Below are 13,357 nucleotides of genomic sequence, written 5' to 3' on the forward strand. Positions count from 1 at the left end.
TTGTATGTTTAATATATTAGTTTTAGAAGATGATGAACTTTTTTCTAGTACTTTAGAAGATTTTTTAACAGAAGAAGGTTTTGCCGTAGACTTAGCTTTCAATGGTGAACAATGTCTTGATTTAAACTATGAAAAAAAATATGATTTATATATTTTTGATATAAATGTACCTAAAATAAATGGTTTAGATTTACTAAAACAGTTAAGAAGTTCAGGAGATACCACTCCTTCTATCTTTCTTACATCTTATAAAGATAAAGATACTTTACAACAAGGTTTTTTGAATGGTTGTGATGATTATTTGAAAAAACCAGTTGATTTAGATGAACTAATCTTAAGAATTAAAGCTTTATTAAAAAGAAATAAAAAACAGTTTGAAGTTGTACTTTTAAGTGAAACTTTGAGTTTTGATCCTGAATCAAAAAGAGTTTTAGAAAATGGAATAGATTTAAATCTATCTGTAAAAATTAGTGATTTATTAGAACTATTTATTGAAAATAGAGGTTCAATTGTAACAAAAGAGATGATTATATCAAAGCTATGGAATATCGATGAAGAATATAGTGAAGGCTCTATTCGCGTATATATAAATCATATCAAAAAGCTTTTAGGAAAAGAAAGTATTAGAAATATAAAGGGTATTGGGTATAAAGTTGAATTCTAAAAAGAAAGATTTTATAATCTCTATTTCTATAATATTTACTTTTACTTTAATCATTGTTCTTTATGTTAATTATGTACTTATTTCACTTTTTGGCTTAAATCAAGAAAACTTTATTTATGTGATAATTCCTTTACTTTTCCTTGCACTTATTATTTTTCTTAGTTTTACTTCAAGTATTTTAAAACCTCTTTTTACAAGTGATGACAACTTACAAAAGAATATCAAAGAAACTATTCATGAACTAAATATTCCTGTATCAACTATAAAGATGAATACACAACTTTTAGAAAAAAATATTACTGATGAAAAGAGTTTAAAAAGACTTCTTCGAATAAAACAAGCTAGTAATAATCTTTTAAAATTATATGAAGATATGGAATATAATATTAAAAAAGAGATAGATAAAATAGAACTACAAGAGTGCTTTTTAGATGAAATGGTATCAAACTCGATTATAAAGTTTGATGATATTAAAAAAGATACGCTAATAAAAGCAACTCTTCCAAATGTAGCTTTATTAACTGATATTAATGGTTTTGAAAAAGTTATTGATAATCTTATTTCAAATGCGATTAAATATAATAGTAAAGAAAAACCTCTTGTAGATATTACTTATGAAAATAATATATTGTCAATATTTAATAAGGGTGAAAAAATAGATACAAAAAATTTATTTATAATTTTTGATAGATATTATCAATCTGATTCTACAAATCATGGTTTTGGGATAGGATTAAATATTGTAAAAGAGTTTTGTGATAAAAATAAGATTATAATTAAAATAGATACAATAAGCAATGGAAATATTTTTAAACTTAATCTTGAGAATATTTTACTTAAATAGCTTATAAAAATAAAGGATTTATTATGGAAATTGAAGAAAATTTAATTTTTGCATTGGCAATTATAATTTTTGCACTAGTTATTATTATTAAAGGGGTTCGAATTGTTCCTCAATCAGATTTATATTTAGTTGAAAGATTGGGTAAATTTAATAGAGTACTTCATGGTGGATTTCACTTAATTATTCCAGTTGTTGACTCTATTAGAGCTATTTTAACTTCAAGAGAACAATTAGTTGATATTGAAAAACAATCAGTAATTACAAAAGATAATGTAAATATTTCTATTGATGGGATTGTATTTTGTAAAGTTGATGATGCAAAAGAAGCTACTTATAATGTAGTAGATTTTAAAAATGCAATTGCAAATCTTGCAATGACTACACTTAGATCTGAAATTGGTGGTATGGATTTAGATGATACATTATCTAATCGTGAAACACTAAATGCTAAACTTCAAAATGAATTAGGAAGTGCAGCTGCAAACTGGGGTATTAAAGTTACTCGTGTTGAAATATCTGATATTTCAGTTCCTGCTGAAATTGAGCGAGCTATGAATATGCAAATGGAAGCTGAAAGAGAAAAAAGAGCTATTGAAACAAAAGCACGAGCTGATAAAGAAGCAGTTATAAGAAGAGCAGAAGGTTTTAAACAAGAAGAGATTCTAAAAGCTGAAGCAATTGAGAGAATGGCAGATGCTAAAAGATATGAACAAGAACAAATTGCAGCTGGCCAAAAAGAGGCTATGAGATTAATTAATGAATCAATGGAACAAAATGAAAATGCAGCAGAATTCTTACTTGCAAAAGATAGAGTAGCTGCTTTTAAAGCACTTGCTGAAAGTTCATCAACTGATAAAATGATTTTACCTTATGAAGTAGCTCAAATGGTTGGAAGTACAAGTGTTTTAGGTGATGCTTTTTTCAAAGGTGCTAGTAACGAGAGCAAAAATAATGCTTAGTGTAATTGATCCATATATTTTATTAGGAATTGGTGTTGTTCTGATTGCTTTTGAAGCAATCATTACATCTTTTATTTTAATTTGGTTTGGAATAGGTTTTGTTTTAACTGCCTTCATTTCTTATCTATATCCTTTTGAAGATGGAATTTGGCAGTTAGCTATTGCTTCTTTTATCTCAATTTTATTACTTGTGTTATTGAGAAAAAGAACTTTTAAAAAGTTTCTTAGTTCAAATGAAAAGATTACAGATAACTTTCTAAATGAAAAAGGAATAGGGCAAATAAAAAATGAAAAAGTTTTTTATAAAGGAACTTACTGGGAAATTGATGGTCAAGTTGATGAATCAATTTTTAATGAAGGTGAGAAAGTAGTTGTAATAAAAACTTTTAAAAACTTTGCAACAATAGAAAAAAAATAGATTTTTATACTTAACACAAAATTAACAAAAGATTAATAGATAATTAACAATAATATTTTATTCTTATAGAAATAATTTTCTAAGGAATAAAATGAAGGTAAAAAAACTTTCTATTAGTTTATCAATATTATTGTTATTCTCTAATACTTATGCTACAAATACTGTTAACCTTGATAAAATCAAGGTTACTACAGTTTCCCTTGGTGAGGAAAAAAACATAGAAGATGTTCAAGCTTCAATAGAAGTTTTTGATACAAAATATATTGAACAATCAAATTCAAAAAATGTGCCACAATTATTAAATAATGCTATAGGTTTAACTGTTAATGATGCCGGAAGTACATCTTCTGTAAGTATGAGAGGTTTTAGTAGTTCTCATACTCTAATTTTAGTTGATGGTCTAAGAAGAACTGGTAAATATGGATCCTTTGATTTAACTTCTGTACAGTTGGAAGATATTGATAGAGTAGAAATTGTAAGAGGTCCTATGTCTGCATTATATGGTGCTGATGGAATTGCTGGTGTAATAAATGTTATCACTAAAAAAAATCCTAGAAAAGATTATTTAAAATTAACTTTATTAGGTGGAGCTGCTCAAAATGGTCAAAGAGAAACTTATATAACAAAACTAAATGGAGCAGAAATTCAAGAAAATATATCTCATACATATTCAATTGAATTAAGAGAAAAAAATGATTATAGATTAGATAAATCAAGTATTGCAACAGATTTAAAAAATGAATCAAGACAGTTTTTAAGTTATGCAAATGGTATAAAATTAAGTGATAATGATACTTTAAATACAAGGTTAGAATATTCAAGACAAGAGGATAAAGGGAAAAATTATATTAATGCTGATCTTTATGAAAAAGAAAATAGGTATCAATTATCAACACAATACAATCATATAGATGAAAATTTTGTTTTTGATTCAAATTTAGCTTATGGATATAGTGATACAGATGTAAATAGAGGAAGTGGTTCTGAAACAACTGAATATAAACAGTTGGAGTTTAACAACTATTTTAGACATTATACAAGTGATGAAATGACTAATATCTTAGGTGCAGGGTATAAAAATGATGATATTAAAGTATCAATGTATACAAAAGAAGCATCAAGAGATAACTTTAATCTATTATTTCAAAATGAGTATTATTTAACAGATTCCCTAATTACAAACTTTGGGCTTAGATATGATGATTTTAGTGATTTTGGAGATACTATTAATCCAAAAGTTTCACTAATGTATAAAATCTCAAATTTCAACTTTAGAACAAGTTATGGTGAAGCTTTTAAAGCCCCAAGTTTTACAAATATGTACAGTCATTTTACAAGATCTGCTGGTCCTGTAATTTATGATATCTCAGGAAATGAAAACTTAAAACCTGAAGAATCAAAAACTTATGAGTTTTCTATAAATTATAATAAAGATAATTTTGATTTTGAAATTATTCATCATAGGTCAAAATTAGATAATCTTGTAAATTCTTACACCGTATCTTATGATCCAACTACTAGAACTAGTTACACTTCTTATGAAAATATAGATAAATCATCAATCAATGGAACAGAGGTTTCAACAAAATATAATTTTAACAATGGTTTTGCAATTAATCTTGCTTGGGAATATTTAGATACAAAAGATAAAACAACAAATGAAAGATTAACTGGAAGTGCAAAAACTACTGTAAAAATGAATTTATCTTATGAAATAAATGATTTAAGTATGTATTTAAATTTAAAGAAATATAACAATTATTATGGAACAAATGAGAGTAGAGTAAATGTAAATAGTGATTATACAGTTGCTGATTTGAAAGTAAATTATAAATTTTCAAAACACTTAGAATGGTTTGTTGGAGTTGATAATATTCAAGATAAACAAATGCCTTATAATATGACATCTAGAGGAACACCAAATGATCCTGGCGAGAGATTTTATTATACTGGTATAAATGTTTTATTTTAATAGGTTTAAAAATGAAAAATATTATTAAAAAGAATAGAGGAGATTTATTCTCCTTTTCATTTCTTAACTTTTTATTCAAAAATAAAACTTTTTTATTTTTACTTAGAATTACAATTACCTTTTTATTTTTTTATGCAATTTTCCTAGGATTTATTTATCCTACAAAAGAGGAAAATGTATTTACAACTGCTTTATTTTGGAGTCTTTTTTGGTCATTTTTTATGGTTTTATCTCTTGGTACTTTGGGTAGAATATTTTGTGGTATTTGTCCTCATGGTTTTCTTGGTAAATATATTACAAAACTTGGTTTAAAAAAGAAAATTCCTAAGAAATTAGCAAATCCTTTTATTGGTTTAAGTGTAATTCTTCTTGGATATTGGTTAATGATTTTTTTATTTCCTGGTATTTATAGTACTCCTTATAATACAGCTATATTTTTTGCCCTCTTAACTCTACTTGCATTTGTATTTTATTATTTATATGATGATATGTCCTATTGTAAATATATTTGTCCTTTAGGAACTGTAACAAAAGCTTTTTCAAAAGTTAGTTTTACAAAACTTGAGACATATAATGAAGGATGTTCTACTTGTAAAACTTTTGATTGTGCAAAAGCTTGTACCTATAATTTAAAACCATTTACTTTTGCAAAAAAGAATTCTATGGAAGATTGTACTTTATGTATGGACTGTGCAGTATCCTGTGAAAATGTTGCATTTAATTTAAAAAAGCCATCATCAACTCTTTTAGGTAAATTTAAAACACAAAAAGTTGAAGTTTGGACTATTTTAATTTTAACTGCAATCTTATCTTTTTCTATGACATTTAAACATGCATTAAATAGAACATCAATTGCAGATGAGTTTATATGGAATAAAATTTCAGTTTATTTAAAATCATATATAAATAGTGATTTTATAAACGTAGATGGTCTTTCTGTTGTATCTTTTTCTATTTTTACTATAGTTCTTTTAAATACCATTGGAATGTTTATTGCTTCTAGGATTATGAAAACTGAATTTCAAAAAACTTTCTATACTTTAAGTTATGCCTTAGCACCACTTTTTATAATTGGTGGATTATCTCATATTTTAGAATTCTTTTTTTTACATTATACTTCAAATATAGTAAATGCTTTTAATCAAGCTTTTTATTTAGGTTTTACAAATATGGAGCCACTTGCTAAAAGAGGAGAATCCTGGTTATTGATATTTAAAATCTTCACTCATTTTGCATATATCTGGGCATTTATTTTAATGATTTATAGGTTAAAACTACTAGATGCAAAAAGAAGTTTAAAAGTATTTGCTTATCCTTTTGTAAGCATTGTTATTATATCTTATATGTCACTAACTTTTTATACTGCTTATGTATTTAAAACTTATGGGGTTAAGAAAAGCCCTCATAATCAGTCATCTATACATAATAAAAAAGATCAAGGAAAATAAATAATGGATATAGAAGTTTTAAAAAATTTAGTTGATTATGGTGTTATTGCACTATTAGTTTTTATGAGTTTTCTCTCTGTTTGGTTTTTTATTGAAAGATTGTTTTTCTATAAAAAAATTGATGTAAAGTCTTTTAAAAATAAAAAATCCTTAGATATTGCTCTTACAAAACATTTAACTATTATAGGTACTATTGCTTCTAATTCACCTTATATAGGCTTATTAGGTACGGTATTAGCTATTATGCTAACATTTTTTACTATGGGAAATGGTGATATTGAAGCTGCAAAGATTATGAGCTCACTTGCTCTTGCTTTAAAAGCAACAGCTGCTGGATTAGTTGTAGCCATTATTTCTCAAATTTTTTATAATATCTTAGGAAGATATGCAGAAGTTTTAGAGAGTGAATATGAAACTGAAGAAGTTTGAATCAATAAATGTAATACCTTTTATTGATGTATTATTAGTTTTACTTACGATTGTTTTATTAACTTCAACTTTTATATCTAAAGGTATTATTCCAGTATCTCTTCCTAGTGCTGATAACGCAGATGATATAAAAGTAAAAAAAGAAGTAGTTATTACAATAACAAAAGATAATACATTACATGTAAATAAAGAAATAACAGGTCTTGAAAATATTCAAGAGCATATTCTAAGTTTGCCAAAAGATACTCCTGTTCATATAAATAGTGATAAAGACTCAAAATTTGAAACTTTTGTAAACTTACTAGATATGTTAAAAAAACATGATTATTCAAATGTTTCAATAGTTACTGAAAAATGATGCGATATTTAAACTCTTTTTTAATTACATTTTTTATATATACAAGTGTAATTATCGCTTTTATTACAATTTTTGCAGATGATAAAATTATTATAAAAAAAGAAAAAAACTTACCACAAACTATTTCTTTAAGACATGTTGAACTAATGCCTGTTCCCAAGTTTGAAAAAAAAGAAGAGCTTAAAAAAGAAGAGCCAAAGAGAGTGGAAGCAAAAAAAATAGAAAAGAAAAAAGTGATTAAGAAAAAGGTAGTTAAGAAAATAGAGAAAAAAAAGCCTAAAAAGAAAAAAGATATAAAAAAGAAAATTGTTAGGAAGATAGAAAAAAAGAAAGTAGAAAAAACAGTTGTTAAGAAAGAGGTTTTAAAAGAAACAATTATAACAAAACCAACAATTATTGCTAACCCTAGTATTCAAAAGCCTATAAAGCAAAAAGTAATAAATGAAGAAAAAGATGTTGAGCAAGATTATTTAGACAAATATTTAAGGTTAATTAGAAATCAAATCAAGCAAAATGTACATTATCCCAAAAGTGCAAAAAGACTAAGAATTCAAGGAATCGTAAACGTAAAGTTTACTTTAAGAAGTAATGGAAAAGTTGATAATATAGTGATTTTAAGTGGTCACAGTAGATTGAAAAAATCTACTATAAATGCAGTAAAAGATGCAGCATCATCTTTTCCTAAAATTAAAAAAGATATTACAATTCAATTACCAATTGAATATAAGCTTATTTAGATTAATTAAGAGTTTTTAAACTTTTCATAGATTTTATTTTCTAATTCTTTAACAGTTTCAATTGCATCTTTCTCATGATTTGAAAATCCCCAGTTAACTAAAACTGAATCAACTCCAGCTTTTGTAGCAGCAATAATATCTTTATGTGAATCGCCAATCATTTGAGCATTTGTATTTTCTACAGAATATTTATTTAATATTTTATTTACCATTTCTGGATGCGGTTTGGGATTTTTAACACTATCGTAACCTAAAATAGTGGAAAAATGCTTACCAATACCAACATGGTCTAACATTTTTTTAGCATAAATCGAGTTTGCATTCGTAGCAACTGCGAGTCTAAAGTCACCTTTTAAATCAGAAATTAAATCATAGATTCCATCATATAAAACTAAGTCTGTTAAACAATGTTTATTATAATATTCTTCAAAAAGTTTTGTTTGTTGTTGTGTAAACTCTTTAGTTCCATAAAAAAATTCTGCAGAATTTATATTAGGTTCATTAACTTTTTCTAAGATGTATTCTTTTTCTAATTTCTCAAATCCTAGATTTTCTCTTACATAATTTATTGTATTAGTAATTGCAAAACCACTATCTATTAAAGTTCCATCCATATCAAACATAATTAAACGCATATATCATTATCCTATAGTATTTATATTTGCGTATTATATGATTAAAAATATAAAGTAAGATTAAAGTTTATAATAAAATAGAATATAGGATAATTTTTATCTTGATTTAACAAAAATTTAACAAATATTAAATAAAACCTTATTTTAGGCAGTTATAGATAAACTGTTACAATTCTTGTTACTAAAAATATCAATTTTGCTATCAAAATCAACCATTTCAGAAGGTATAAACTTATTATAATGAAGAATTAACATTCTTAAATCTTTATGACCTAGCCAAGCTGATATTTGATTTAAACTAAACTTTTGAGATTTAATCATATTAGTGGCGAAGGTATGGCGAGTATTATATATTACTTTTTTAGGGATATTAAGCCTTTTTAAAAGTGGATACCATTTATGATTATTCAAATTTGAATTTAACAAGTTACAATAATTATCAGTTAAAAATACATAAGTTTTTAAACCCGTGATTTTCTTTTGATTTTGTAAATATGGAATCAAAATATCAAACAATGGAATATATCTATTTTTACCATTCTTTGGAGACCCCTCAGCGTAATCGCCACGTGTAGCATTTATATATATTCTTTTATTAATAAAATCTATATTTTGCCACTTAAGAGCAAATAATTCTCCAGTTCTAGCACCAGTGTAAAAAGCAGTAGCTAAAAAATTTTTAAAATACCCATTTGCATTAGATAAAATTAAATCTACTTCATAAGATGTAAAAGGCTCAATATCAATAACTTTATTTCTTGGAGCAAATATATTACTACAAGGATTTTTAATTATTACATCATCTTGTAGAGCTTCATTAAATATACCTTTAAAAACTCCTAAATATAATTTAAAAGCTGAAGTTTTAACATTTAATGAATATAAATAGTTTTTTATTTCACTTGTATTAATTTTATTAATTTCTAATGATCCAAATAAAATATTTAATTTAATTACAGTATTAGTATAATTTTGTAAAGTAGAATGTTTTAAATATTTTTTAGTATTCAAATAACAATTACTATAATATTCAAATGTTTTAACTTTTTCTTCTTTTATATTTAAAAGAATTTCCCCATTTATAATTTTTTGTCTTAAATAGGGGAGAATATCTTTTTTAACATTATCTAATTCATTATGATAATATTTTGTTTTTTGTATATATCTTTTTCCATTAACCGAGATATTCAGATAAAGAAACGGGCTGTTTTTTCTCTTGAACAATGTTCCTTTTGAAACTTTCATTTTTATGTTTTCCTTTTTGAGTATTTAAAAAGAAAGTAATTGCTAAATCACTAAATAAGATTTTACCTTTTTCTAATTGATAGTAATGTTTTCCAATTTTCATTTCTTTTTTTTTCTTGTAAAGTGTATTTTTACTATATTTAACTATTTTTGATAATTCATCTATCGTATATAATGTCAATTTCTATCCTTTTTTATTATTTAATCTTTAAAATCATGCTCATAAACTTCATAATTTTTAGTAAAACTTATATTCAATGTATCAAAAGTAAAAAGCAATCTAACATAAGAGTACAAACCTAAAAATAGCCAAGAAATAGGAAACAATAAAAGAGTTACTATAAACTTTATTATAAATTTTAGTATCATTTTATATCCTTATTTATATTAAATTTATTGTTCAAAAATATTAAAGCTGGTAAAGCGATAGCTAACATATTTAATTTTTGCATTCTATCAAAAGATTGAAATTCAGGAGTTTTATTATATTCGCTATATAATGATTTTTTTTCATACTTATTTAGAAAGATAATATCTTCTTTTGATAAGCTTGAATAACCTAATGTTTTACGTTTTTTCTTTAAATCATTTAATCTTTTGTCTTTAAATATATTCATTGTTTTATTTCCTTTTTTATATTAAATTTATTTTTATATTCTTCAAATCTTTCTTTTAAACTTTGTTCAGCTTGTTTAAACGAAGTGAAAGAAAATATCTTTGTATATTTATATGTATAATCAAAAAATAGAAAAGTTTCTTTTTCAGTTGTACTAAATGATTTAATTTTAAAAAGTAAATAATCATCTAAAGTATAATACTTTGTGAATGTTTCATTTTTTTGTATTATTGTATTTAACATTTTTTATCTTCTTAATTAAAATTAAATAAACTATTTTCATTAAAATTATCTATTATTTTAGTTTTATTTCGTATTTTTTTAATATCTTTTTTTAAACTTCTAATTTTATTTAATGATAAATTATCATTTTCTATTTTTTTATAAATATTTTTTATATTTTCTTCATCATTCAAAACAACTTTGATTTTTTGTTGTTGAATATCTTTAAATATAATCTTTTCTACATTTAAAAGAATAAAATCTATTTTCTTTAAATTTGTAGTCATAGCAGTGTATATTAGACCTTTGCATGAGATAACTACACAAACAATACATTTTACTGATATAAAACATTTTGTATCATGTGAGTAAACTAAACCTTTTAATCTTACATAATCATCTATTTTTATTATTGAATTTTTCATAATTTTAAAATCCTAATTGTTCAGCAGTTTTAACTACATCTATTATTTTAAATTCGCCCGTTTCTAAATCTATATATTCTTCTTTTTCTGTGTATAAATCATTTGTGATTGTTACTTGATAAGTTACATCAAGGAAGCCACGTTTTACCATTTCATTTGCTGCAATTTGTAAATGTTTTGTATCTTGAAACTCTATTGAATCTTTAATTTGTGAATAATATTTTTCTAATTGGTAATCTTTTAATTGTCTTGGAATGATTGGTAAAAGCATAAATTTATTCTGAGTATCTGAAAAAGAGTATTTTTCAAATTCATTAACATAAACAGTTAAAGCTTTTTTATATTCTTCTTTTTTATATGCTAGTTTAAAAGTTCTATTACTTTTAATTCTTTTGTGAATTACTGATTCAGCGTTTTTTTCCCATAAGATAACCTCTTCAACTTCTTGCGTATCTACATTATATTTCATGTAAGAAAAAGTATTATCATTGAATACTCTTTTTAATGCAGATTGATTATCTTTTGAATAGTATCTTGATACATCAAGATAAGAAGAACTTGATTTAAAAAAGTGTCTTACTTTTCTATAAATAGTTATAGGTAGTCTAAGACTACGAGAACATAAAAACCTTCTTATGTTATGTTTCATGTACCAATAAGAAGCGTATTGTATAGATTTATCATTTTCGTTTTTAAATGTTTTTGTTACATATTTCATAATATAAGCAACAGCACCACCCGCAGAGTTATACCAAGTGTATTTAAAATCTAAAGATTTTCTATTATTACCCCATCTTACTTTATTTGTGAAATATTCATAATATTTATTTTTAACTTCTAAAATATATTCTTTTGGTAAGAACAACATTGCGTGCATGTGTGGAACACCGCTTTTATGAGGTTCATAAACTCTAAAATAAGGTAAACTAAAACCTACATCTTTTCTAAGTCTTTGAAAAACTTGTATATTAGTAAATTTATTCCAAATTTGCGTAAGTTCTTTTGCAGTTTCATTAGGATTAATTTTTAATTGTCCTAATCTATTTTTTGCATGATATTTACTAGGAGCAGTAAGAGTAATAAAAACGGGTTTTAATCCTAATTCTTTTGCATAGTCAAAAATTGAATTAATTCTATTATTCATTTCAGCGAAATATTTTTCAGGGTTTATATTTGCAGAGTAAGTAAAATCTAAAGCCGTTTTATTTTCTCCGAAATCAAAGTCTGATAAATTATCTATGATCCATTGTTTTTGTTTTTTTAATTTTTCATCAAAAAATATAATATCTTCTTTTGTAATTCCATACATGTTTTGTTACCTCTTATATTTAATTTTTTTAGGTGTAGTAACTTTTTTAAAAGTAATCAAGGAAACCTCTGCGCTCGTACCTCGCTTATCAGTTTCATTTTCTTATCTTTATATTTAGTTCTACTATTCTTCTTTTTATGTTTGGTGTTACCCTAAAGGGTCGGGCTTGAATCCTACGGACTGATAACTGCGAGCTAACGTCTCCGTACTATCAACAGTAACTGTTCTAATCCCTAACACGCCAAAGGCTTATCTTAACTTTTAGGAAGGGTTTAATCTAAACTGTATTTAAATTTAAAAACGTACCTTATTTTAATTTTAAATAAAGTTTTTATATATTGAAAGACTGAAAAAATTAAAACGTACCTTTTTTAATTCTTTAAGTATTTTAATATATAAACGAAAAACTAGTTATATTCCTATTCTTTTATTTTTCTATTCTTTTTCGCCAAAAGAACCAAAAGCAAAAAAAAATAATCGCCAATGGCTTGATTTAGCTATCACTTTAAATTAATGTCTAAATTCATAAATTGTTAATGTTTCTAATTGCGTTTTAATACAGTCATAATCATGTTTTAAATGCCTTAATTCATCTAAACTATTAAAAAACGATTTTTTAGAATTAAAATCAGCTTTTATAAAAAGTGTTTTAATTTCATCTATACAAATTATGATTTTTGTTTCTTTTAACATTAAGTTTGTGTTTAGCTTTTCTATTCTTTGTTTCATTTCGTTATGCATTTTTATTCCTTATAACAGTCTATAAAATCTAAAGCCATATATAAATACATTTCAGAATCATTAAGCTTTGTGAATAAAAAAACATCATATGATGAAGTGAAAATATTTAAATTATCTCTTACAGTATTTAACCTATTTGAATAAACAACACATCTATTTTTATATCGCTTTTTTCTAACATAAGCAGATTTTAAAAATTTATCATTTTTATTTTTTATTGTATTGATTTGTTTAAATGCGTCAAGCATTGCAATACCACCTAAAATAGCTAAAGGATTAATATCCTTATCTGTTGTTGCAAGTGCAGAAGCATCAAAAATATTTTCATTCATTTT

Annotated in this window: 19 protein-coding genes; 9 read left to right on the top strand and 10 right to left on the bottom strand. The window is 24.5% G+C overall.

Translation table 11 applies throughout. The features are described from left to right. The first annotated feature begins 4 nt into the window (after positions 1-4). From KO488_RS08210 to KO488_RS08250, 9 genes are all read left to right on the top strand, one after another. Positions 5-664 (top strand): response regulator transcription factor, encoded by a 660-nt coding sequence (locus KO488_RS08210; RefSeq protein ID WP_216058321.1) that lies wholly within the window; start codon positions 5-7, stop codon positions 662-664. After that, positions 654-1,508 (top strand): sensor histidine kinase, encoded by an 855-nt coding sequence (locus KO488_RS08215; protein WP_216058322.1) that lies wholly within the window; start codon positions 654-656, stop codon positions 1,506-1,508. The genes KO488_RS08210 and KO488_RS08215 overlap by 11 nt, the downstream gene beginning before the upstream one ends. 23 nt (positions 1,509-1,531) lie before the next feature. Then, the gene (locus KO488_RS08220) at positions 1,532-2,467 is read left to right on the top strand and encodes a stomatin-like protein (protein ID WP_228319082.1); all 936 of its coding nucleotides are present in this window, start codon (positions 1,532-1,534) and stop codon (positions 2,465-2,467) included. Next, a complete protein-coding gene (locus KO488_RS08225) occupies positions 2,460-2,885 on the top strand; it encodes an NfeD family protein (protein WP_216058323.1) in 426 nt (141 codons plus the stop codon). The genes KO488_RS08220 and KO488_RS08225 overlap by 8 nt, the downstream gene beginning before the upstream one ends. A gap of 91 nt (positions 2,886-2,976) precedes the next feature. Then, positions 2,977-4,857 (top strand): TonB-dependent receptor plug domain-containing protein, encoded by a 1,881-nt coding sequence (locus KO488_RS08230; RefSeq protein ID WP_216058324.1) that lies wholly within the window; start codon positions 2,977-2,979, stop codon positions 4,855-4,857. Positions 4,858-4,868: 11 nt separating this feature from the next. After that, positions 4,869-6,305, top strand: coding sequence for a 4Fe-4S binding protein (locus KO488_RS08235; RefSeq protein WP_216058325.1), 1,437 nt, complete (start codon positions 4,869-4,871; stop codon positions 6,303-6,305). A gap of 3 nt (positions 6,306-6,308) precedes the next feature. Then, positions 6,309-6,734 (top strand): TonB-system energizer ExbB, encoded by a 426-nt coding sequence (gene exbB / locus KO488_RS08240; protein WP_216058326.1) that lies wholly within the window; start codon positions 6,309-6,311, stop codon positions 6,732-6,734. Continuing rightward, a complete protein-coding gene (gene exbD / locus KO488_RS08245) occupies positions 6,715-7,092 on the top strand; it encodes a TonB system transport protein ExbD (protein ID WP_216058327.1) in 378 nt (125 codons plus the stop codon). The genes exbB and exbD overlap by 20 nt, the downstream gene beginning before the upstream one ends. Further along, positions 7,089-7,829, top strand: coding sequence for an energy transducer TonB (locus KO488_RS08250; protein ID WP_216058328.1), 741 nt, complete (start codon positions 7,089-7,091; stop codon positions 7,827-7,829). The genes exbD and KO488_RS08250 overlap by 4 nt, the downstream gene beginning before the upstream one ends. A gap of 5 nt (positions 7,830-7,834) precedes the next feature. Here the strand turns inward: KO488_RS08250 and KO488_RS08255 are convergent, their stop codons facing one another. From KO488_RS08255 to KO488_RS08300, 10 genes are all read right to left on the bottom strand, one after another. Next, positions 7,835-8,464 (bottom strand): HAD family hydrolase, encoded by a 630-nt coding sequence (locus KO488_RS08255; RefSeq protein ID WP_216058329.1) that lies wholly within the window; start codon positions 8,462-8,464, stop codon positions 7,835-7,837. A 144-nt stretch (positions 8,465-8,608) separates the two neighbouring features. Continuing rightward, the gene (locus KO488_RS08260; RefSeq protein WP_216058330.1) at positions 8,609-9,709 is read right to left on the bottom strand and encodes a tyrosine-type recombinase/integrase; all 1,101 of its coding nucleotides are present in this window, start codon (positions 9,707-9,709) and stop codon (positions 8,609-8,611) included. Beyond that, a complete protein-coding gene (locus KO488_RS08265; RefSeq protein WP_216058331.1) occupies positions 9,639-9,890 on the bottom strand; it encodes a hypothetical protein in 252 nt (83 codons plus the stop codon). Before KO488_RS08265 ends, KO488_RS08260 begins: the two co-directional genes overlap by 71 nt. A 20-nt stretch (positions 9,891-9,910) precedes the next feature. Beyond that, a complete protein-coding gene (locus KO488_RS08270) occupies positions 9,911-10,078 on the bottom strand; it encodes a hypothetical protein (protein ID WP_216058332.1) in 168 nt (55 codons plus the stop codon). After that, a complete protein-coding gene (locus KO488_RS08275; protein ID WP_216058333.1) occupies positions 10,075-10,326 on the bottom strand; it encodes a hypothetical protein in 252 nt (83 codons plus the stop codon). The genes KO488_RS08270 and KO488_RS08275 overlap by 4 nt, the downstream gene beginning before the upstream one ends. Beyond that, positions 10,323-10,568, bottom strand: a complete 246-nt coding sequence (locus KO488_RS08280; RefSeq protein ID WP_216058334.1) for a hypothetical protein — start codon at positions 10,566-10,568, stop codon at positions 10,323-10,325. Before KO488_RS08280 ends, KO488_RS08275 begins: the two co-directional genes overlap by 4 nt. An 11-nt stretch (positions 10,569-10,579) precedes the next feature. Then, a complete protein-coding gene (locus KO488_RS08285) occupies positions 10,580-10,972 on the bottom strand; it encodes a hypothetical protein (RefSeq protein WP_216058335.1) in 393 nt (130 codons plus the stop codon). 4 nt (positions 10,973-10,976) lie between these two features. Continuing rightward, entirely contained in the window at positions 10,977-12,281 is a 1,305-nt protein-coding gene (locus tag KO488_RS08290) for a replication endonuclease (RefSeq protein WP_216058336.1), read from the bottom strand. A gap of 510 nt (positions 12,282-12,791) precedes the next feature. Further along, the gene (locus KO488_RS08295) at positions 12,792-13,022 is read right to left on the bottom strand and encodes a hypothetical protein (RefSeq protein ID WP_216058337.1); all 231 of its coding nucleotides are present in this window, start codon (positions 13,020-13,022) and stop codon (positions 12,792-12,794) included. Between the two features lie 2 nt (positions 13,023-13,024). Then, a complete protein-coding gene (locus KO488_RS08300) occupies positions 13,025-13,354 on the bottom strand; it encodes a hypothetical protein (RefSeq protein ID WP_216058338.1) in 330 nt (109 codons plus the stop codon). Positions 13,355-13,357 lie beyond the last annotated feature (3 nt).

The organism is Poseidonibacter lekithochrous, assembly GCF_018861145.1.
In the GTDB taxonomy this organism is placed as follows: Bacteria; Campylobacterota; Campylobacteria; order Campylobacterales; family Arcobacteraceae; genus Poseidonibacter; species Poseidonibacter lekithochrous_A.